This window comes from Streptomyces sp. NPDC051172 (assembly GCF_040682555.1).
GTDB lineage: Bacteria > Actinomycetota > Actinomycetes > Streptomycetales > Streptomycetaceae > Streptomyces.
Genome location: NZ_JBFBBE010000055.1, coordinates 39,531 through 60,695 on the forward strand (window position 1 = coordinate 39,531; position 21,165 = coordinate 60,695).

Annotated in this window: 17 protein-coding genes and 1 pseudogene; 10 read left to right on the forward strand and 8 right to left on the reverse strand. The window is 70.0% G+C overall.

Going from position 1 to position 21,165, the window contains the following annotated elements:
- Positions 1-84: 84 nt before the first annotated feature.
- Genes AB0N07_RS29170 through AB0N07_RS29180 form a run of 3 tightly spaced genes read right to left on the reverse strand, consistent with a single transcriptional unit; the run spans position 85 to position 4,749 of the window.
- Positions 85-2,466, reverse strand: a complete 2,382-nt coding sequence (locus AB0N07_RS29170) for a SpoIIE family protein phosphatase (RefSeq protein WP_365840033.1) — start codon at positions 2,464-2,466, stop codon at positions 85-87.
- A gap of 37 nt (positions 2,467-2,503) precedes the next feature.
- On the reverse strand, positions 2,504-3,202 hold the full coding sequence (locus AB0N07_RS29175; RefSeq protein ID WP_365840035.1) for a type 1 glutamine amidotransferase: 699 nt from the start codon (positions 3,200-3,202) through the stop codon (positions 2,504-2,506).
- Positions 3,203-3,255: 53 nt separating this feature from the next.
- Positions 3,256-4,749 (reverse strand): aldehyde dehydrogenase, encoded by a 1,494-nt coding sequence (locus AB0N07_RS29180; RefSeq protein WP_365840037.1) that lies wholly within the window; start codon positions 4,747-4,749, stop codon positions 3,256-3,258.
- Between the two features lie 89 nt (positions 4,750-4,838).
- Between AB0N07_RS29180 and AB0N07_RS29185 the strand changes: the two genes are divergently transcribed.
- Positions 4,839-6,368: a PucR family transcriptional regulator ligand-binding domain-containing protein gene (locus AB0N07_RS29185; protein WP_365840039.1), complete on the forward strand. Its 1,530-nt coding sequence runs from the start codon at positions 4,839-4,841 to the stop codon at positions 6,366-6,368.
- 94 nt (positions 6,369-6,462) lie between these two features.
- Here the strand turns inward: AB0N07_RS29185 and AB0N07_RS29190 are convergent, their stop codons facing one another.
- The 4 genes from AB0N07_RS29190 to gabT all read right to left on the reverse strand — a co-directional run bounded on the left by AB0N07_RS29190 (position 6,463) and on the right by gabT (position 10,720).
- Complete coding sequence (locus AB0N07_RS29190; protein ID WP_365840041.1) at positions 6,463-7,206, reverse strand: amino acid ABC transporter ATP-binding protein; 744 nt, start codon at positions 7,204-7,206, stop codon at positions 6,463-6,465.
- Positions 7,206-8,309, reverse strand: a complete 1,104-nt coding sequence (locus AB0N07_RS29195) for an amino acid ABC transporter permease (protein ID WP_365840043.1) — start codon at positions 8,307-8,309, stop codon at positions 7,206-7,208. Before AB0N07_RS29195 ends, AB0N07_RS29190 begins: the two co-directional genes overlap by 1 nt.
- 5 nt (positions 8,310-8,314) lie before the next feature.
- Positions 8,315-9,196, reverse strand: a complete 882-nt coding sequence (locus AB0N07_RS29200) for an ABC transporter substrate-binding protein (RefSeq protein ID WP_365840045.1) — start codon at positions 9,194-9,196, stop codon at positions 8,315-8,317.
- A gap of 147 nt (positions 9,197-9,343) precedes the next feature.
- Positions 9,344-10,720, reverse strand: coding sequence for a 4-aminobutyrate--2-oxoglutarate transaminase (gene gabT / locus AB0N07_RS29205; protein ID WP_365840047.1), 1,377 nt, complete (start codon positions 10,718-10,720; stop codon positions 9,344-9,346).
- 262 nt (positions 10,721-10,982) lie between these two features.
- Here gabT and AB0N07_RS29210 point away from each other — a divergent pair, with 262 nt between their 5' ends.
- From AB0N07_RS29210 to AB0N07_RS29240, 7 genes are all read left to right on the forward strand, one after another.
- Positions 10,983-12,491: an aldehyde dehydrogenase family protein gene (locus AB0N07_RS29210; protein ID WP_365840049.1), complete on the forward strand. Its 1,509-nt coding sequence runs from the start codon at positions 10,983-10,985 to the stop codon at positions 12,489-12,491.
- Positions 12,488-13,642 carry a CoA transferase gene (locus tag AB0N07_RS29215; RefSeq protein ID WP_365840051.1) on the forward strand — a complete coding sequence of 385 codons (1,155 nt, stop codon included), beginning with the start codon at positions 12,488-12,490 and terminating at the stop codon, positions 13,640-13,642. Before AB0N07_RS29210 ends, AB0N07_RS29215 begins: the two co-directional genes overlap by 4 nt.
- Before the next feature lie 53 nt (positions 13,643-13,695).
- The gene (locus tag AB0N07_RS29220; protein ID WP_365840053.1) at positions 13,696-14,874 is read left to right on the forward strand and encodes an acyl-CoA dehydrogenase family protein; all 1,179 of its coding nucleotides are present in this window, start codon (positions 13,696-13,698) and stop codon (positions 14,872-14,874) included.
- Between the two features lie 109 nt (positions 14,875-14,983).
- A complete protein-coding gene (locus tag AB0N07_RS29225; RefSeq protein WP_365840055.1) occupies positions 14,984-15,916 on the forward strand; it encodes a 3-hydroxybutyryl-CoA dehydrogenase in 933 nt (310 codons plus the stop codon).
- Positions 15,917-15,940: 24 nt separating this feature from the next.
- Entirely contained in the window at positions 15,941-16,732 is a 792-nt protein-coding gene (locus AB0N07_RS29230) for an electron transfer flavoprotein subunit beta/FixA family protein (RefSeq protein WP_365840057.1), read from the forward strand.
- A 37-nt stretch (positions 16,733-16,769) separates the two neighbouring features.
- Positions 16,770-17,729, forward strand: coding sequence for an electron transfer flavoprotein subunit alpha/FixB family protein (locus AB0N07_RS29235; protein ID WP_365840059.1), 960 nt, complete (start codon positions 16,770-16,772; stop codon positions 17,727-17,729).
- Between the two features lie 78 nt (positions 17,730-17,807).
- Positions 17,808-18,773: a hypothetical protein gene (locus AB0N07_RS29240; protein WP_365840061.1), complete on the forward strand. Its 966-nt coding sequence runs from the start codon at positions 17,808-17,810 to the stop codon at positions 18,771-18,773.
- A 1,079-nt stretch (positions 18,774-19,852) separates the two neighbouring features.
- Here the strand turns inward: AB0N07_RS29240 and AB0N07_RS29245 are convergent.
- Positions 19,853-20,131: pseudogene (locus AB0N07_RS29245) on the reverse strand (aldehyde dehydrogenase family protein); the annotation flags it as partial.
- On the opposite strand from AB0N07_RS29245, the gene AB0N07_RS29250 reads away from it, so the two are divergent.
- The gene (locus tag AB0N07_RS29250; RefSeq protein ID WP_365840063.1) at positions 20,115-20,372 is read left to right on the forward strand and encodes a hypothetical protein; all 258 of its coding nucleotides are present in this window, start codon (positions 20,115-20,117) and stop codon (positions 20,370-20,372) included. The pseudogene AB0N07_RS29245 and the gene AB0N07_RS29250 sit on opposite strands and share 17 nt — an antisense overlap.
- A 29-nt stretch (positions 20,373-20,401) precedes the next feature.
- Positions 20,402-21,127, forward strand: a complete 726-nt coding sequence (locus AB0N07_RS29255; RefSeq protein WP_365840065.1) for a hypothetical protein — start codon at positions 20,402-20,404, stop codon at positions 21,125-21,127.
- Positions 21,128-21,165: the final 38 nt, after the last annotated feature.

Below are 21,165 nucleotides of genomic sequence, written 5' to 3' on the forward strand. Positions count from 1 at the left end.
CTCCTCGATCCGCACGCGGGTGGGCACCCGACCGATGGCCGGCCGAGAGCCCACTCGCTGTGTGGCAGAGAAGCCTGCCGCGCATCACAGAAGGTCGAAGGCGAGCATGGCGGGCTCTCCGCCTGCGGCGCCGAGCGGGATCTCGGTCCAGATCGTCTTTCCGTCGCGCGTGTAACGGGTGCCCCAACGCTCGGTGAGCTGGGCCACCAGGAAAAGCCCACGGCCGCCTTCGTCGTCCAGGCCGGCCCGCCGAAGGTGCGGTGAGGTGTGGCCGCCGTCCGAGACCTCGCAGATCAGTGTGCGGTCCTGGTCCCGCAGGAGGCGGAGGCAGACGGGAGCACCGCCGTAGCGGACGGCGTTGGTCACCAGCTCGCTGACGACCAGCTGCACGCTGAACGCCACATCGTCCAGCCCCCAGTCGGTCAGCTGCCGTGCGGCCATGTTCCGGGCCCTGGCCACCTCCGAGGGGTCCGCGCCGATGGCCCAGCTCGCCATGTGGGGTTCGGCCAGACGATGGACGCGAACCAGCAGAAGCGCCGCGTCGTCGCGCGTGGCGCCGATCGCCGACGAAGCGATGATCGCGGAACACGCGTCCGCGGGTGCCAGCTCCTGCCGGCTCAGCACACGGCACAGCTGCGCCAGGCCGGAGTCGAGATCGCCGTCCGGGCCCTGCACGAGTCCGTCGGTGAGCAGGGCGAGGACGCTTCCCTCCGGCAGGGTGAGATCCGTGCACTCGAAGGGCAGCACGCCGATGCCCAACGGCGGGCCGATCGTCATGTCCAGGAGTTCGGCGGTCCCGTCCGGCAGGGCCACGACCGGCGGCAGATGTCCGGCGCTGGCCGCCGCACAGCGCCCGGAGGCCGGGTCGTACACGGCGTACAGACAGCGCGTCCCGATCGCCTGGTCCTCGCTGAGGTCGCCCTCGGCGGGATGGATGCCGATCCGCGCCTGCGCGACCAGGTCGTCGAGCCGGGTGAGCAGCTCACCGGGGTCGAGATCGAGCGCGGCCAGGGCACGTACCGTCGTACGCAGGCGGCCCATGGTGACGGCCGCGTTCAGCCCGTGGCCCACCACATCGCCCACCACCAGTCCGACCCGGGCCCCGGACAGCGGGATCACGTCGTACCAGTCGCCGCCCACGCCCTTCGGGCCGGTCGCGGGGGCGTAGTGGTGAGCGATTTCGACGCCGGTCCGCTCCGGCAGTGTGGCGGGCAGCAGATTGCGCTGGAGCGTGAGTGCGGTGGCGTGTTCGCGGGCGTAGCGGCGGGCGTTGTCCACGCACACCGCCGTACGCGACACCAGCTCCATCGCCAGGGCGTGGTCCTCGTCGCTGAACGGGTCGCGCGCGGCGAACCGCGCCAGGGTCACCCGCCCCAGAGGAACTCCCCCCACCTGCAGGGGCAGTACGAGCCGCAGTCGTCCTTCGGCCGATTCCGAGGGGTATCCCCTGACGGCCGCACTTCCGTCGGCTGTTCGTTCCACGACACAGCGCAGCGGGTAGGGCTCACCCGCCGACGCGGAGGGCGGTTCCTCTCCGGCCAGGACGTGCTCGGCGAGTTCGACCTTCACCGCGTCGGCGAACTCGGGCACGACGACCGTCGCCAGTTCCCCGGCCGTCCGGGAGGCGTCCAGGCTCCGGCCGATGGTGCTGGCCCGACCGAGGAGGGCCAGGCGGCGGCGTGCCTCGTAGCGGTCGGTGATGTCGAAGGCCGACTCGCAGACGCCCAGCGGACGCCCGTCCGCGTCCTGCAGCTGGAAGTACGAACACGACCAGACGCGCAGGTGGGAGGGGTCCGCGGCGGTAGGGCTGCGATAGTGCAGGTTGAGCACGGGGGCACCGGTGGTGAACACCTGGGCGATGACGTCCTCGAGCGGGCGGCCCTGGTGTTCGGATGTGACGATCTCGCCCTGCGGCAGTACGTCCTTGATGTAGCGCCCGACCCAGTCCTCGGGCCGCAGTCCGAACTGCACCTCCAGCGCGTCATTCACCCACGCCACGCGGGTGTCGGGACCGTACACCGTCAGAGCGACGGGCGACTGGGCGAACAGTCCGCCCAGCATGGCCTGGTCGGTGGCCCACCGCTGCAGGCGATCGGTGGGAACGAGAACCACCAGCCAGGCGGCACCTGAGCTGTCTGCGCTCATCGGACTCAGGTGCGCCATGCTGGGTACGGGCCGGCCGTCGCGGTGGCGGAGGGTGCGGCTCTCGCACCGGCCGCGCCGCGCATGTCCGTCCGGGAAGGGCGTCGGCGGTGAGCTGTCCTGCGCGTACTCCAGAACTTCGTGGAAGGGACGTCCGAGGACCTCCGCCGCGGTGAAGCCGTACTGGTCCTCCGCGGCACCGGTCCAGCCGATGACCTTGCCGTCCTGGTCGAGCACCGCGGTGGCGGCCGTCAGCGGGCTGTACGGGTTGCCGCCGCCCGGTAGGCCGTCACCTGTCCGCCCTGTGCTGTGGATTGTCGTCATCGGGGCCTGCCCATGCCTTCCGCCCCCTCCCAGCAGGCTACTCGCCGACCGTGGCGGTGCGCTCCAGGAAGGCGCCGAGCAGTTCCGCGCACATCTTGGCGTTCAGGTCGCCCCGCTCCCGCAGCTCGGCCCGCAGGCGCTCCGGCAGGTCGCCGAGACCGGCGAGCATCCGCGCCCCCGAGGGGGAGCCACGCCAGTAGCGCTGCCAGCCCTCGTACATTTCCTCGCTGATCTCGGGGTGGAACTGGACGCCCATGCAACGGCCTTCGACGTACGCCTGAGGGGCCAGCGCCGTGCGAGCGACCTCCGTCGCGCGCGGGGGCACGGTGAAGGCGTCGAAGTGGAAGTTCAGCCAGGGGCCCGGGGCGAGGAGCGCCGGGTCCGCGGTGTCGACCGGCGTCCAGCCGATCTCGGGGGTGTGGTTGCGATGGACGCTGCCGCCGAGGGCCCGGGCCAGCGCCTGACTCCCGAAGCAGACCCCGAACACCGGTATGGAGGCACTGACCAGCGCGCGGAGCCAGAGCTGTTCCGGGGCGAGCCAGGGAAGGCGGCTGTCGTACGCCGACTCGGGCGAGCCCAGGACGATCGCGCAGTCGACCTCGCTGGGGGCCGGCAGAGCGTCCTCGACCGAGACCACGAAGGGGTCCAGGTCCAGCTCGGCGGCGATGTCCGGGAGGACGCCGATGCTGTCCTGCGGATCGTGGACGACGACGACACAACGGCGGGAGCCGGTCACTATGCCTCCTGACGGCGAACAAGAAGAGAGACGGCGATGGTCCGCCCCGGTGGTCAGAGCTGAATCCAGGTGGTCTTCAGCTGGGTGTACTTGTCCAGCGCGTGCAGGGACCGGTCGCGTCCGTTGCCGGACTCCTTGTAGCCGCCGAAGGGGGTGGTGATGTCGCTGTCGTTGAAGTTGTTCACCCAGACCGAACCCGCCTTCAGAGCGCGGGACACCTGGTGGGCGGTGGTGAGGTGCTGCGTCCACACGGCGGCCGCCAGGCCGAACCGCGTGCCGTTGGCGAGGGCCACGGCCTCCTCGGTGGTGCGGAAGCCGAGGACGGCCAGGACCGGGCCGAAGACCTCTTCCTGAGCCAGCCGGGCGTCGGGACGCACCTCGTCGAAGACCGTGGGCTCCAGGTACCAGCCGCCCGAGGAGACCCGCGCCCGGTTGCCCCCGAGCAGGAGCCTGGCGCCGTCGGCGTGTGCGGCTTCCACGTGGCCGAGCACCCGCTGAAGGTGCTTCTCCTCGACGAGTGCGCCGACCCGGGTCGCGGGGTCCAGCGGGTCGCCGACCGTCCATGCCTTGGCGGCTTCGACCACCTTGGCCACGAACTCCTCACGGATGGACTCGTGCACCAGCAGCCGTGAACCGGCGGCGCACACCTCGCCCTGGTTGAACATGACGCCGCCCGCCACGGCCTGTGCGGCCTGGTCCAGGTCCGCGTCGGGGAAGACGAGCTGCGGGCTCTTTCCGCCGAGCTCCAGCGCCACCTGCTTCAGGTTGGACTCGGCGGCGTACCGCAGGAACAGGCGGCCCACCGGCCCGGACCCGGTGAAGGCGATGAGGTCCACCTCGGGGTGGCGTCCCAGCGCCGCTCCGGCCGTCGGGCCGAAACCGGGGACGACGTTGAGGACGCCCGGCGGGAATCCGGCCTCATGCGCGAGTTCGGCGATCCGCAGGGCGGTGAGCGGGGACTGTTCGGCGGGCTTGAGCACGACGCAGTTGCCCGCTGCCAGCGCGGGGGCGATCTTCCATGCCGCCAGCATCAAGGGGAAGTTCCACGGGACCACGGCGCCGACGACTCCGAGCGGCTCCCGGGTGATGGTGGCCACCACGTCGTGGCCGGTGGGCGCCACCTCGTCGTACAGCTTGTCGACGGCCTCGGCGTAGAACTCGAAACAGCGCACGGTCAGCGGCACGTCGACGTGGAGCGCGTCCATGACCGGCTTGCCCATGTCCAGCGATTCCAGCAACGCCAACTCGTGGGTGTTCTCGTCGATCAGGCGCGCGAAGCGCAGGAGGATCGTGCGGCGTCCCTGGGGGGACAGACGAGGCCAGGGGCCTGCCTCGAACGCCTCACGGGCGGCCCGCACGGCACGGTCGACGTCCTCGGGCCCGCACTCGGCCACCTCGGCCAGAAGGGCTCCGTCGCGGGGGGAGAGGCAGGAGAACCGCCGCCCTGATACGGCCGGCACGAATCGGCCTCCGATGAAGGCGTCGGACGGCGGTGAGATCTTCCGGGCCTGGTCGGCAAAGCTGTCTCGGGTGGCGGAGCTGGGCATGAGAGACCTCTCCTGGGCAGTACGGATCCATGAAATATAGTAAACTCCAGTTTTAAAGGTCAATCCCTCGGCGTCGGACGGTGAAGTGGATGGGAGTCCCCCTCGCCTGGCTGCTGCGGCGCCAGGAACTGCACCTGAGGCTGGTGGCGGGCCGCAGCGGGCTGCACCGGGAAGTGATCTGGGCGCACAGCATCGAACTCACCGATCCGGCACCGTGGCTCGCCGGCGGCGAGCTGGTGCTCACGACCGGGCTGCGGCTGCCCACGTCGCCCTCGGCGCGCGCCGACTACATACAGCGCCTGGCCAGGGCCGGAGTCGCCGCCGTCGGGTTCGGTATCGGCCTGACCCACGAGCAGGTGCCCGCGGAACTGGCGGAGGCGGCCGAGGCGGCCGGGCTCGTTCTGCTGGAGGTGCCGCTGCCCACGCCCTTCGTGGCCGTGACCAAGGCGGTGATGGAACGCCTGGCCGAGCAGCAGTACGAGGGTGTCGTCCAGGCGTCACGGATCCAGCCGCGCATGACCCGGGCCGCACTGCACGGCGGGGCCCAGGCCGTGGTGCGGGAGCTGGCCGTGTCCACCGGCGCCTGCGTGGTCTTCCTCGACCACGAGGGCAAGGCCCGCGCCGCGCACCCGCCCGGTACCGGCATCCCCCAGGCCGACGACCTGACGGGCGCCCGTGCGCCGGACGGGGCGGCGTCCGCCGTGAGCGCCGGCCCGGACGGCGTGGTGGCCTTGCAGCAGGTCCGTGTGGGGCCGCGCGTCCACGGCCGTCTGGCGTTGGTCGCCGACCGGACGCTCACGCCGGCCGACCACCTCCTGCTCGGCCACGCCGCGTCGCTGGTCGCGCTGGAGGCGGAGAAGCCGCTGCGCCTGCGTGACGAGCAGAACCGCGTGAACGCCATGCTTCTGAGGATGCTGCTCGACGGGACCGTCGAGGCGGCTGCCGCCCTGGACCACCTCACCGACGCGGGTTTCCCCGTCCGCGACGGCATCCGCGTCCTCGCCCTGCGGGGCGGCAGCCCGCGACAGGCGCTCCAGGCGGTGGGTGCGGAGCTGGCCGAGCGCGGCCTGCCCCTGTTCGGGCGCGTGCACGACGGTTGCGCGGCCGTGCTGCTGCCCGCCGGCCACGGCATCACGGCACAGACGGTCACGGACGGCGCGCGAGCCCGTCTGCGGTCGCGCACCTGGGCCGGCCTGAGCGCCGTCCACCAGGTGACCGCGGGCCGCGCGGCCCTGACCGAGGCCCTGAACGCCGCCTCGGTCGCCCATGCCCGGGCGAGCGCGGACGTCGTCGGCTTCGAGTCGCTGGCCGGTCACCTGCTCACCGGCGTCCCCGAGACGAGAAGGCTCCTGGAGTCCCTGGCCGAGTCACGCCTCGGCCCGCTGGCCTCGTACGACGCGGACAACGGCACCGACCTGGTCGCCTCGCTGCGCACCTTCCTGGAACACCACGGTCAGTGGGAGGCGTCCTCCACGGCCCTAGGCATACACCGTCACACTCTGCGCAGCCGAATGGACCGGGTCCAGAGCCTGCTCGGTGCGGATCTGGACTCGGCCCATGTGCGGGCCGAGCTGCTGCTGGCGTTGTCGGCATGGCGGGGAGGGCGCGGGCGCGTGTGACCGGTACGGCTGCTCCGCGTCGCCCGGCCCGAGGAGAGAGCGTGACGTGTTCGCGAGAATCGTGCCGGGGGCTTCGGGGTTCATGACCCCCTCTCTAGAGGCGTCCTGCCTCGACGATCTGTCGAAGGAACTCGCGGGTCCGGGGCTCGACGGGGTCACCGAAGACCTGCTCCGGTGGGCCCTGCTCCAGCAATTGCCCCTGCTCCAGGAAGACGACAAGGTCTGATACCTCGCGCGCGAAGTGCATTTCGTGCGTGGCGAGCATCATGGTCATGCCGTCCGCGGCGAGCTCTCGGACGATATTGAGGACCTCTGCCACGAGTTCCGGATCGAGAGCCGATGTGATCTCGTCCAGGAGGACCGCGTCCGGATCCATCGCGAGGGTGCGCACGATCGCGACGCGCTGCTGCTGGCCGCCGGACAGCTGGTCAGGGTAGTAGTCGGCGCGGTGGGCCAGGTTCACCCTCTCGAGCAGCGACCGGGCACGGTCCCGCGCGGTCCTCGGTTCCGCACCGAGGAGCCTGATCGGCCCGAGAGCGATGTTGTCCAGCACCGTCATGTGCGGGAACAGGTTGAAGGACTGGAACACCATGCCGACCCTGCGCCGGAGGCGGTTGACGTCCACTCCCGGTCCGCTGACGACGTCTCCGTCGAGGCGGATCTCGCCGGCGTCGATGGGTTCGAGGGCGTTCAGGCACCGCAGCAGGGTGGACTTTCCCGAGCCGGAGGCGCCGATCAGCGTGACCACCTGGTGGCGCTGGACCTGCAGGTCGATGCCTTGGAGCACCGTGTGCCGGCCATAGCTCTTGTGCAGTCCGACGAGTTCGATGAAGGACATCACTTGCCTCCTGCGCGGCCGCGGCGGGACATACCTCGTGCGAGCATCCAGTCGACGAAGCGTGTCTGCGGGATCGTGATGATGATGAACAGGACGGCGACCACCGTCACGGAGGAGAGGTTGAAGCTGGCCGAGGAGTAGAACTTCGCCTGGTTGAAGGCGTCCATCGTGCCGATGATGTTCACGAGGGACGTGTCCTTCTGCAGGGCTATGAAGGCGCTGAGCAGAGGTGGGATCACCCCGCGGACCGCCTGGGGCAGGATGACGAAGCGGAGCGTCTTCGCGTAGGAGAACCCGAGTGAACGAGAAGCCGACCACTGGGACGGATGGATCACTTCGATGCCCGCACGGTAGATCTCGGCCGTGTAGGCGCTGTAGGTGAGGGTCAGGGCGATGATGGCGAACCACTCGGGAGACAGGCCGGAGAGCAAGGGAAGGTTCAGCAGCGGCAGCCCGAATCCGATGAGGTAGATGATGATGATCGCCGGCACCGCCCGCATCCCGTCGATGTACGCGATGGCGAGGGCACGAACGGGGCGCCCCGCTCGGCCCGGGACCAGCCGGGCGACGGCGAGCAGCAGGCCGAGGACCAGGACGAGGACTTCGGCCATGACCGCGATCCACACGTTGAGACCGAACGCCGCGACGACGTCCTTGGCGCTCTCGGCCATGAGGTCCCAGCGCAGGAAGGTCTTCTGGATGATTCCGTCGTCGACGGTGAGCATGAGCGCACCGAGGAGGATCAGAAGGACCGTGAGTCCGAGTCCGAGCGTGAACAGTGCGTCCTGGATCGATGCCGCCGCGGTGGTCCGGGCATCGAGGACCTTTCCCAGGCCTGCCTCTCGGGAGGCACGCAGGGACCCGCGCAGTGCGCGGACCGCGATCCACAACACGACCGCCGAGACCAGCACGCCGGCGGTGCTCAGCAGCCAGCCGATCGTGCGGGGTGTGGTTCCAGGCTCGCTGCTGTTCATGGCGGAGCTGCCGAGCGCGGCCATGAACAGCAGCAGAGCGAGCGCGAACACGGCAGCTGTGACCGCGAGCACCCGGCTTTTCGGTGGTGGGCTGAGCTTGGACGCTTCGATTGCCGGCGATGCACTCACTGAGGTCACTTGAGGCTCCAGACCGGGACGGAGTTCGGGTTGACACCGAACGTCGGCTCCAGGAACTCGGCGGCCAGCGCCTTGAGCGTGCCGTCCGAGGCCATCTGGCCCACGGCCTTGTCCACCGCGGTCGTGTTCTTCGAGTGAAGCGGCATCACAATGCCGTAGCCCTGGTTCAGGGCGAACTGGCCTCGGACGGTCAGCGCTCCCGCCGATGCCTTCACGCTCGTCAGGGCAAGTGTCGTGTCGGTGACGACGGCGTCGACCTGTCCCGCGTTCAGTGCCGTGAACATGTCGGCCTGACTCTGGAACGTGGCGGCGGCTCTGGTCGGCTTGAGCACGTCGGCCACCCATTGGGCGCCGATGTTGCCCTGAAGCACTCCGATCTTCGCGTCGCGGATGTCGTCCGCGGTGATCTTCGAGTCCTTCTTGGTCGCGACGCCCAGGTTCGACGAGAAGTACTGGCGGGAGAAGTCGAACACCTTCTTGCGCTCGTCGGTGATCGTCGTGGACGCCATCCCGATGTCGTAGCCGGTGGCCGTGCCGGAGATGTACTGGTCCCAGGCGAGGTTCTTCAACCGGACGGACTTGAGGCCCGCTCGGTGGGCGATGTCCGCCGCCAGGCAGTACTCGAAGCCGCTCTTCACCGATTCCGGGCTCATCCCGTTCCACCACCCCGGATTCGGCAGGACAGTGGACACCGTCAGGGTGTCGGGCTTCTGGGTTCTGAGCTTGATGCTGCCGGGCTTGCCTGTGACCTTGCAGTCCCCGAAACCGGAGGAGGCACTGCCCTTGGAGGTGTCGGCGTCGGTCGGGGAACTGCACGCTGTGAGCGCCAGCGCTGCAACCGTCACGGTGATGGCGGCGTAGGAGAGCTTCTTCTTCATGGCTTCTTTCCACGGCGAGAAGGGGAGAGGGGACGGGATATGCAGCCGCCGGCTTGGAGCGGAAGCCTTGGCTGTTCGATGCCGTGCTGCTGCGGGGGGTCGCGTTCGTAGCGGCTCACGCATGTCAGGGGCGGCGGCCGGACCGGCTCAGGCGGCGCAGGTGGCTTCCCTGGCGATCGCCTCGCCCAGAATGGTCAGCCCTTCTTCCAGAAGGGCGTCCGAGATCGACAGCGGAGGCAGGAACCGCATGACGTTGCCGTAGCTGCCCGCGGTCAGGACCAGCAGTCCGTCCGCGTGGCAGCGCCTGGCGATGCGGGCGGCGAGGTCGGGAGCGGGCACCCGGTCACCGTCCTGTTCCACCAGTTCGATGGCGATCATGGCGCCCCGTCCCCGGACGTCTCCGATCACCGGATACCGGTCGCTGAGATCGCCGAGGAACTCGAGCATGGTGTCGCCGATCTCCCGAGCACGCTCCAGCAGGTCGCCCGCTTCGATCTCGTCGAACACGCCGAGCGCTGCCTCGCAGGCCACCGGGCTGCCGCTGAACGTGCCGCCGAGTCCGCCCGCCGGGACGGCGTCCATCAGCTCGGCGCGGCCGGTCACGGCGCCCAGCGGCAGCCCGCCGGCGAGCCCCTTGGCGGTGGTGATCAGGTCGGGCTGGACGCCCTCGTGCTCGCAGGCGAACATCCGGCCGGTGCGGGCGATGCCGGCCTGGATCTCGTCCACGATCAGCAGGATGCCCCGGCTGCGGCAGATCTCGGCGACGCGCCCGAGGAAGCCGGGCGCCGGGACGATGAAGCCGCCCTCGCCCTGGATCGGCTCGATCAGCACCGCGGCCACGTTGTCGGCGCCGACCTGCCGGTCCAGCAGGTCGGCGAGGGCGGACGCGGCCTCCTCGGTGCAGCGTTCGGAGCCACCGGGCCAGCGGTACGGGTAGGCCATCGGCGCCCGGTGCACCTCGGGGGCGAACGGGCCGAAGCCCTGCTTGTAGGGCTTGTTCTTCGCGGTGAGGCTCATGGTGAGCAGCGTGCGTCCGTGGAAGCCGTGGTCGAAGACGACGATGCCGGGGCGTCCGGTGGCGGCCCGGGCGATCTTGACGGCGTTCTCCACGGCCTCCGCCCCGGAGTTCACCAGGATCGTGCGCTTCTCACCCGGGATCGGCGCCAGCTCGTTCAGCTTCTCGCAGACGTCCAGGTAGGACTCGTAGGGGTTGACCAGGAAGCAGGTGTGGGTGAAACGGCGCAGCTGCGCGGCCGCGCGCTCCGCCACCGCCGGGGCGGAGTTGCCCACCGTGGTGACCGCGATGCCGCTGCCGAAGTCGATGAAGGAGTTGCCGTCGGCGTCGATGATCACCCCGCCTCCGGCGGCCTCCACGAACACGGGCAGAACGGCGCCGACGCCGGCCGGCACCAGGCCGCGCTGGCGGGCCAGCAGCTCACGGGAGCGTGGGCCGGGGATTTCGCTCACGACCCGCCGAACCTGTGCGAGGTCGGGACCGCCGACCGGGCGGGAAGCACCGGGCATGGAACATCCTCCGGGATGTGAAGGGGCTGGGAGCGATGAGCCAAGCACCGCCGTGCGCGGTCGGCCATGGACGGATCGGCGTGCTCTTCCTGCGGAGTGCAGGACATCTCGTCGAGTGCGGTATCGCCCGTCCGGTCCCAAGAATGGCGGCCTCACGACCCCGAGGAGCCGACGTGGCGCGTTCGGACGCGTGACGCGTACGCCCGTTTCGACGCGTAGGGCCGTTTGATTCGACGCGTAGGACCGTTTGAAAGGAAGGCCGATGCGACACAGCGCAGCCAGCAGCGCGACGGCAGGTGGAATCGACCGGTCCGCCCGGTCGCTGCGCCACCTGGTCGCGGGACAGTGGCGAACCGGCGACGGCGACGAACTGCTCGACGTCAGTCCCACGCGACCCCGCGAGACCGTGGCCGCCGGCCGGCTCGCCCAGGACCGCGATCTCGACCAGGCCGTCACCGCCGCCCGCGATGTCTTCCCCCGCTGGGCGGCGACGCCTCACCACGTACGGGGCCGGATCCTGGACCGGGCCGCCGACGTCCTCGACGCGAACGCCGAGGTCTGGGGCGCGGAACTGTCGTGGGAGGAGGGCAAGACCAGGGCCGAGGGCGTCGGCGAGGTACGGCGCGCCGCGGAGATCTTCCGCTACTACGCGAGCGAGGCGTCCCGCCCGGTCGGCGAGGTCTTCGCCTCACCACGGCCCGGCGAGCAGATCCACGTGATCCACCGCCCGGTGGGCGTCGTCGCCGTGGTCACTCCCTTCAACTTCCCCATCGCGATCCCGGCCTGGAAGATCGCCCCCGCCCTCAGCTACGGCAACACGGTGGTCTGGAAACCCGCGAGCCTGGTCCCGCTGCTGGCCGTACGGCTGGCCGAGGCCCTCGTCGAGGCTGGACTGCCCGAGGGAGTGCTGTCGCTTCTGATCGGCGGCGGCGCACTGGGGGGCCGACTGGTCGAGCATCCGGGAGTGGACGCGGTGACGTTCACCGGGTCGACGTCCGTCGGCCGGAACCTGATCGCCGCGTGCGGCCGGCTGGCCCGGCCCGTTCAGACGGAGATGGGCGGCAAGAACGCGGCCGTCGTTCTCGCCGACGCCGATCTGGAACTCGCGGCCGGCGAGGTGTTCGCCGGCGCCTTCCGCTCCACGGGCCAGAAGTGCACCGCCACCTCGCGGCTCGTCGTGGCGGAGCCGATCGCCGACGAGTTCCTGGCCCTGCTGACCAAGCGGGCGTCGGCCCTGCGTGTCGGTGACCCGTTGGAAGAGGGTACGGAGATGGGGCCCGTGGTCTCGCTCCAGGCCCGGGACGAGATCCAGTCGTCGGTGAACGCGGGGACGGAGCGCCCTGGGGTGGAGTGTCTCGCGGGCGGGCGCCCGTACGACGACGACCGTATGACGGGCGCGTTCCTGCAGCCCACCGTCGTCGAACTCGCCGGGGACGACCCGCTGTGGCGACAGGAGCTGTTCGGCCCCGTGCTGTCCGTGCGCCGGGCCCGCGACGTCGAGGAGGCGTTCGCCCTGGCCGACGACAGCGAGTTCGGCCTCTCCGCGGCCGTCTTCACCGATGACCTGCGGGCCGTGGCCGCCGCCACGGAGCAGGTCGACGTGGGCGTGCTCCACATCAACTCCGAGACCGCGGGGGCCGACCCGCACGTCCCCTTCGGCGGTGCCAAGCAGAGCGCGTACGGCCCCAAGGAGCAGGGCCGCGCGGCCCGCGAGTTCTTCACCCGGACCAAGACGGTGTACGTCCGCCCGTCGGAGAGGCGCGACCGGTGAGCGCGGCATCCGGCGGCCCCCTCTCCGGCGTGCTCGTCGCCGATTTCGGGCGCGTCCTGGCCGCCCCGTACGCCACGATGCTGCTGGCCGACCTCGGGGCCGACGTGATCAAGGTCGAGCAGCCGGTCACCGGGGACGACACACGGGCCTGGGGACCGCCCCACGCCCAGGGCGAAGCCACGTACTACCTCTCGGTCAACCGCAACAAGCGCTCGCTCGCGCTCGACCTGCGCGACGAGCGGGACCTGCGCAGGGCGCGGGAGCTGGTACGCCGGGCCGACGTCCTGTTCGAGAACTTCCGGCCGGGCACCATGGCCAAGTACGGGCTCGGTTACGACCGGGCGCGTGAACTCAACCCGCAGCTGGTCTACTGCTCGATCACCGGCTTCGGCGCCGGGGCCGGGGCCGCCCTGCCCGGTTACGACCTGCTGATCCAGGCGGTCGGCGGCCTGATGAGCGTCACCGGGTCGGCCCCCGGTCAGCCCGTGAAGACGGGCGTGGCCCTGGTGGACGTCCTGACCGGGCTGCACGCGTCCATCGGAGTGCTGGCCGCGCTGCGGCACCGTGAGGCCGCGGGAGAAGGGCAGCACGTCCAGGTCAACCTCCTCTCCTGCCTGCTGTCCAGCCTGGTCAACCAGGCCGCCGGCTACACCCTGGCCGGCGCGGTGCCGGGCATCCTGGGCAACCGGCACCCCTCGATCGCACCGTACGAGGTCTTCCCGACGCAGGACCGGCCGCTGGTCGTCGCCGTCGGCAACGACCGGCAGTTCCGTGCCCTGTGCCAAGGGCTCGACAGCCCGGATCTGGCCGGCGACCCCCGCTTCGCGACCAACACCGACCGGGTGGCACACGTCGACGAACTCGCGGAGCGGTTGGGCAGGTTGCTGTCGGCGCGGACCGCAGCGGAATGGTTCGACCGCCTCACGCCGCTCGGCGTGCCCTGCGGACCGGTGAACGACCTCGCGCAGGCGTTCGACCTGGCCGACACGCTCGGCCTGAGCCCGCGCGCCACGGTCACCGGGCCGGACGGCTCCCCCCTGGACCTGGTCACCAACCCGATCGGCCTCTCCCACACCCCGCCCCGCTACGAACGCCGCCCGCCCCGCCTCGGCGAGCACACCGACGATCTCAGTGCCTGGCTGGACGCCTGACCGCCCGCCGCATCCCCTCTCCCGCCCCGATCACCCCTCTCCAGGAGCACATGATGAGCAGCGCCAAAGCGATGAAGGACCCCCTCGACCTCATCGACCTCTCCTTCGTCCTCAGCGACGAGGAGCGCGAGATCCAGGCCACCGTCGCCAAGTTCCTCGCCGACCGGGTCCGCCCGCACATCGGCGAATGGTTCGAGAACGCCCACTTCGCACGCGAACTCGCCCCCGAACTCGGCAAGCTGGGCGTACTCGGCATGCACCTGGACGGCTACGGCTGCGCGGGCACCAACGCCGTCTCCTACGGGCTGGCCTGTCTGGAACTGGAGGCGGCGGACTCGGGCTTCCGCAGCTTCGTCTCCGTTCAGGGCTCGCTGTCGATGTTCTCCATCTGGAAGTGGGGATCGGAGGAACAGAAGCAGGAGTGGCTGCCGCGCCTCGCCGCCGGTGAGGCCATCGGCTGCTTCGGCCTGACCGAACCCGACTTCGGCAGCAACCCCTCCGGTATGCGCACCCGGGCCGTCCGCGACGGCGACGACTGGATCCTGAACGGCTCCAAGATGTGGATCACCAACGGCGGCATCGCCGATGTGGCCACCGTCTGGGCGCAGACCGAGGACGGCGTGCGCGGCTTCCTCGTGCCGCGCGGCACGCCCGGATTCACCACCCAGGACATCAAGCAGAAGATGTCGCTGCGCGCGTCCATCACCTCCGAGCTGTACTTCGACAACGTCCGGCTGCCCGACGCGGCCCGACTGCCCCACGCCCAGGGCCTGCGCGGGCCGCTGTCCTGCCTGAACGAGGCCCGCTTCGGCATCCTGTTCGGCGCGGTCGGCGCGGCCCGCGACTCCCTGCAGGCGGCCATCGAGTACGGCGACTCCCGGGTGCAGTTCGACAAGCCCATCAGTGCCTTCCAGCTCACCCAGAAGAAGCTTGCCGACATGAGCGTCTCCGTGGGCAACGCCGCGCTGCTCGCCGTGCACCTGGGCCGGCTCAAGGACCAGCACCGCATCCGCCCCGAGCAGATCAGCGTCGGCAAGCTCAACAACGTCCGCGAAGCGATCGCCATCGCCCGCGAGTGCCGCACCATCCTCGGCGCCAACGGCATCTCCCTGGAGTACTCGCCGCTGCGCCACGCCAACAATCTGGAGTCGGTGCTCACCTACGAAGGCACCAGCGAGATGCACACCCTCGTCGTCGGCCAGGCCCTCACCGGCCACGCGGCCTACCGCTGACGCGGCCCCACACACCGGTTCCGGACGCGGCAAGCGGCCTTCCCGCGTCCGGAACCGGGCCCGACCCTGTCCGTTGCTTCTTTCTGTTCCCGTCAGGGAGTGAGATTCCATGGCCCCATCGGCACCATCCACCCCACCACCGTCGCCCCGGCGCCAGTCCGCCGCGTACGGCGTCACTCACGAGGACGTCCGCCGCGTGGGCGTCGTCGGAGCCGGACTCATGGGCAGCGGCATCGCGGAGATCTGCGCACGCTCCGGCCTCGACGTCCTCGTCAGGGAGACGGGACCCGAATCCGCGCACGCAGGACGCCGAAGAGTCGTCGCCTCCCTCGACCGCGGTCTGCGCAGCAACAAGCTCACCGAAGCCGACCGCGACGCCGCACTCGGACGCATCCACTTCACCACCGACCTCGCGGACATGGCCGACCGCGACCTCGTGATCGAGGCGGTCGCGGAGGACGAGCAGATCAAGACCGAGGTGTTCACCACCCTCGACAAAGTCGTCACCAGCCCGAGCGCGATCCTCGCCTCCAACACCTCCTCCATCCCCATCATGAAACTCGGGATGGCCACCGACCGGCCCGGCCAGGTCATCGGTATCCACTTCTTCAACCCCGTACCGGTCCTCGGCCTCGTGGAACTGGTGCCCTCCCTGCTGACGAGCAGCCAGACCCGCGCCCGTACCGAGGAGTTCGTCACCGGCGTGCTCGGCAAGCAGGTCATCGGTTCCCAGGACCGGGCCGGGTTCGTCGTCAACGCGCTGCTCGTGCCGTACCTGCTCTCCGCCATCCGCATGCTCGAATCCGGCTTCGCCTCCGCCGCCGACATCGACAACGGCATGGTCCTCGGCTGCGCCCACCCCATGGGCCCCCTGCGGCTGGCCGACCTCATCGGCCTCGACACGCTCAAGGCCATCGCCGACTCCATGTACGAGGAGTTCAAGGAGCCCCTGCACTCCCCACCGCCCCTCCTGCTGCGCATGGTCGACGCCGGGCTCCTCGGCAAGAAGACCGGCCGCGGCTTCCACGACTACTCCCGCTGAGCTCCGCCGAGAGAAGAACCCCCCATGAACATCGTCGTCCTCGTCAAGCAGGTCCCCGACACCAGCGCCGAACGCACCCTCACGGAAGGGGAGTACGGCCACATCACGCTCGATCGAGAGTCCCTGGATCCCGTCCTGGACGAGATCAATGAGCGCGCCGTCGAAGAAGCCCTGCGGCTGAAGGAAACCACTGGCGCCCATGTCACGGTCGTGACGATGGGCCCCGCCCCGGCCGCCGACGCCCTGCGCAAGGCTCTTGCCATGGGGGCCGACGCCGGCATCCACGTCTGCGACGAGGCGCTGCTCGGCTCCGATGTACCGACCACCGCACGCGTGCTCGCCGCAGCTGTCCGGACCGTCGAGGACGTCGACCTGGTACTGGCGGGCAACGCGGCCACGGACGGACGCGCCGGCGCCGTACCGGCAGCCGTCGCCGATCTGCTCGGTCTGCCTCAGCTTACCCAGGTACGCGAACTGAAGATCGGTGACGGGCAGGTGCGGGCCGAGCGCGTCACCGAGGACGGCGAGGAGACGCTCCAGGCGCCGTTGCCCTCCCTGGTCAGCGTCACCGAGAAGATCAACGAGCCTCGTTACCCCTCCTTCAAAGGGATCATGGCCGCCAAGAAGAAGCCGATCCGCACCCTCGACCTGGACGAGCTGTTCCCGGCCGCCGGCTCCCAGAGCTTCGTCACCGCGCGTTCGCAGGTGGTACAAGCCGTCCCGCGACCACCGCGAGCCGCCGGAACGCGGATCAACGACGACGGCTCGGCCGGAACACAGATCGCAGAAAACCTGATGGCCCAGAAGCTCCTCTGAGGCACAGCCGACACCACACCCCGCAAGGACCAGAAGAATGCCCCAAGTCCTCGTCCTCGCCGACCACGCCGAGGGCCGCGCGAAGAAAATCACCCTCGAACTGCTCGCCGCTGCACGGCGGTTGGGTGAACCCGCTGCCGTCGTGGTGAGTGCCACCGGACCGTCCGCGCAGCTCAAGGAGGAGCTGGCGCGCCACGGAGCCACCAGGATCTACGCCGTGGAGTCGTCCGACGCCGACGACTACCTCGTCACCCCGAAGGTGGGCGCCCTCGAACTCGCCGCCCGCGAAGCCTCCCCGGCGGCAGTCCTCGTCCCCGCCACCGTCGAGGGCAACGAAGTAGCCGCGCGCCTCGCAGTCCGCCTCGACGCCGGACTGCTCCTCGACGCCGTGGACCTCGACGCCTCGGGCACGGCCACTCACATCGTCTGCGGAGGCTCGTACACCGTGACCTCACGAGCCACCCACGGCACGCCGGTCATCTCCGTACGACCGGGCGCCTTCGAGCCCGAGGAACAGAGGGCAGAGGCCGTCGAACAGCCCCTCGCCCTCTCGCCGGTGGACTCGGCCGGCTCTGCCCGCGTCATCGAGCGGCGCCCGGCCCCGGCAGGCGACCGCCCGGCGCTCGCAGAGGCGTCCGTCGTCGTCTCCGGTGGCCGGGGCGTGGCCGGGCCGGAGGGATTCAAGGTCGTCGAGCAACTTGCGGACGCCCTCGGAGGCGCCGTCGGCGCCTCACGCGCGGCAGTCGACGCAGGCTACTACCCGCATCAGTACCAGGTCGGACAGACCGGAACCTCGGTGTCCCCTCAGCTGTACATCGCCCTGGGCATCTCCGGTGCGATTCAGCACCTGGCGGGGATGCAGACCTCGAAGACCATCATCGCCGTCAACAAGGACCCCGAGGCGCCCATCTTCAACATCGCCGACTTGGCCGTCGTAGGCGACCTGTTCGCCGTCGCACCGCAGCTGATGGAAGAGGTGACCCGCCGCAAGGGATGATCCCCTCGCGGCCCGGTATCGGCCGGTGGAAGACGCAACCAGAAGACAGAGGAACCAGGGTGCTCGCAGGGGGACACGTTGAGGATACGCAGGCGCGGCGTCCGCCGGCCACGGCTGGCACCGGAGCTGGACGACCTGCCACTCGGCAACGTCCGCACCCGGCTCGCGGCGGCGCGGACCGTCGGCCGGGCGGACACGGAGATCACGGCGGCGCAGCAGGTTCTGCGGCAGACCGGCACGGACTGGGACCGGCGAGCACACCGTGTGGGCGTGCTCGCCGACGTGGCTTTCTCGCTGGCCCGCCACTGGCATGAACTACAGCCGGAGAATCCCGACGCAACGGTTCTGCGCGCCTGGTCCCAGTGGAGCCGCCTGCGCCGCGCGGCCGCCGATCCCGACTGGTCGACCGGCGGCGCGGCCATCGACCCCGAAAAAACCCTGAACCTGTGCCGCCGTGCGGCCCAACTGTCGCCGTACGACCCGATCCCCTGGGTGATCAGACTCGGACTGCTGCGCCTTCACGGGCGACCGCGTGAGGCCATACTCCCTGTCTGGGAGGAGATCCGTAAGCGCGACGCCTGGAACCGGGAAGCCTGCCTTCAAGTGCTGGGCTATCTGTCCCCGGAGGAACAGGGCTCCCTCGCGGAACTCCTCGACTTCGTCGACAGCGTGCAGGCGGTGATGCCGCCAGGAGCTCCCGCGGCAGCCCTGCCTCTGCTCACCAGCGTGAGGGACTACCACAGACGTGTTGCCGCCGGCGGAGCGTTGTCGGGCCTGGAAGCAGCCCGGTTCTGGACACAGCCCCAGGCGGCGCGGGTCCTGGACCGTGCCCTACGGGACCTGTTGTCGCCGGACTTCCTGGGGACGGCGGTCGCCCTCGCCGACCTCAACCTCCTTGCCTATGCGCTCGTCAAGGCCGACCGTGCAGACGACGCGGCACCGGTGTTCCTCAAGATCGACGGGATCGTCACTCCCTGGCCATGGGGCATGGACGGTGATCCGGTGGAGCGGTTCACCTACTGGCAGCGGCGTTCACTCGACTGACGATGTCGAGGGCCACCGTAGTGGACGACGCGAGGCCCGGCCGGCACCCCCGTCCTGGTCAGTTGATGCATGACGCGGTGGGGTGAGTGCGAAGACGTAGTTCCGAGCACGGCACTTGGAACGTGGCGGCACCCTGGCTCTGGGATTCCACAGCGGGGTGTGAATCCGAACCGAGTGCAGTACGGGCATGCCCGAAGGCGCGCCTGAGGTTGCCCGACGTGATCTCGACGTCTCGGCCGCACGCGAGGTGGCGGCAGTGCCACAGCCCGCTCGGTCCCGGGTAGGACTCCAGCGGCTCGACGTCGAAGTTCTTCGCCTCAATCGCGGCCCGGTCGCCGTCCGTGCGGGGCAGTTCGCGGCGACGCGACCATGCCCGGCTGATGCCCTGCCCGGCGTTCTTGCGCCCGCCGGGCCGCAGCCCCCTTGTCCGCCTTGACCGACCCATGAGTGGGTGTCCCGATCGTGCCGCAGGTTGTGCAGCGGCACTGCCAGGGGATGTCGGTCCCGGGACAGGGCTCCAACGGTTCCAGAGCCGCCGACCTCATGAGCGGCGGCGGCCTGGTCCGGATCGACCGGCGCGTTCGGCGCGCACCATCGGTACGGTCCCCCTCCGCGTTTGCTGTACCAGTGGCGCGGCTTGACCTCCCGACCGCACGGCACGTGCCGGCAACGCCAAGGGGGTGTCGCCCCGGGATACGGCTCCAGTGGTTCGAGCCCGGCATCCCGCATGATCAGCACCGGATCGCGTGAATCCTTCCGCGGACGTCCCGTCGCCACCCGGCCTCCCCTGAAGTACCCGCATACGGGCTGGGGGTCGCACGCGGCACTGACAACGGCCTTGCTCGCGTCAGGAGCTTGGGGCGGTCCTCCTCGCACGTCCTCCTTGCCCGGCCCCTTCCGAGCTGTCCTCTTCGTGGTCTCGGCTGACGGTTCGACGTTCTTTGGTCCGCGAATGGTCCGGCGGGAATTCCCTCGGATGCCGTCAGGTAGCTGCAAGAGATCATTCGATTACGGTAGGTGCCATGCACGGTGGGTTGCCTGGAGCCCCACGATCCCTCCAGGCAACCCGACTGCAGGCTCTAGAAGAAGCCGAGTTTCTGAGGGCTGTATGAACAAAGAATGTTCTTCGTCTGCTGGTAGTGGTCCAGCATCATCTTGTGGGTCTCGCGGCCGATGCCCGAACCCTTGTAACCACCGAACGCGGCGTGGGCCGGGTACGCGTGGTAGCAGTTGGTCCAGACACGGCCCGCCTGGATGGAACGGCCCGCACGATAGGCCGTGTTGGTGTCCCGAGTCCAGACGCCCGCCCCCAGACCGTACAAGGTGTCGTTCGCGATCTTGATGGCGTCGTCGAAGTCGTCGAACGGGGTCACGGAGGACCTCGGCGCCGCCCTGATCGATGACTGCGATCTACGGCTGACCGAGTTCGACGGCGGGAAGAACCGCGGCCTGGACCTTCGGGGTAACGACATCTCCCAGCTCCGCGGCCTGGCCTCGCTCAAGCAGATCGTCATCGACCACGCCCAGACACTCCAGCTCGCCGAGGCCCTCGCCGCCGAGCTGGACGTCACCTTCGGTGAAGACCTCGACGACAAGTAGCCCCGCACCTGCCCTGGGGAGGCACGGCCATGGGCCCACAGCTCTTATTCCACTCCTTCGACGACCTGCGCGGCCGGTGCGACATCGCATCGGTCCGGCAGACCGCCAGCGAGTCCGGTTACGACGACGGCGCCATCGTCCCCGACGAGAACTGGAAATCGATCACCGCCGCCGACGCCGAGCAGCATCATGCCGATGACTCGACGCCGGACAGCGTCCGAATCGAGCTCGTACGCCGCCCTCTGCCGGACTTCGACCAGGCCGACCTGGCGGGCCGGCTCGAAGCCGCCGCCCGCCTCGACCCCCTCGACGGCTGGTGGCCCACCAAGCTGCTGGGCTGCACGGCCAGCCCCGGCAACTGGGCCACCACCACAGAGGACTCCGCCACCGGTCGCCGGATCGGCCTGTACGTCGACAACTTCGACCGGCTGCCATACACCCAACGCCACCAGGGCCGCCGACGGCTCTGCCTCAATCTGGGCCCCGGCCCGCGCTACCTGCTCATCGGCGACCACGACATCCAGCAGATCTGCCGCACGCTCCACACCGACCCGGACCGGCACCACCCCCACACCGAGGACGTACGGCAGTACGTCGCCGCAGGACACCCGCTGCGCTGTCTCCGGATCCGCCTCGACCCGGGCGACGGCTACATCGCCCCGACCGAGTTCCTGCCCCACGACGGCTCCACCGCCGGCATCGACCAGCCCTCCGTCGCCGCCTTCTGGCTCGGCCAGCGACCGAACGCGTCATGACCGATCAGCCGCGAGACAGAGCTCAAGGACTGGGAGAC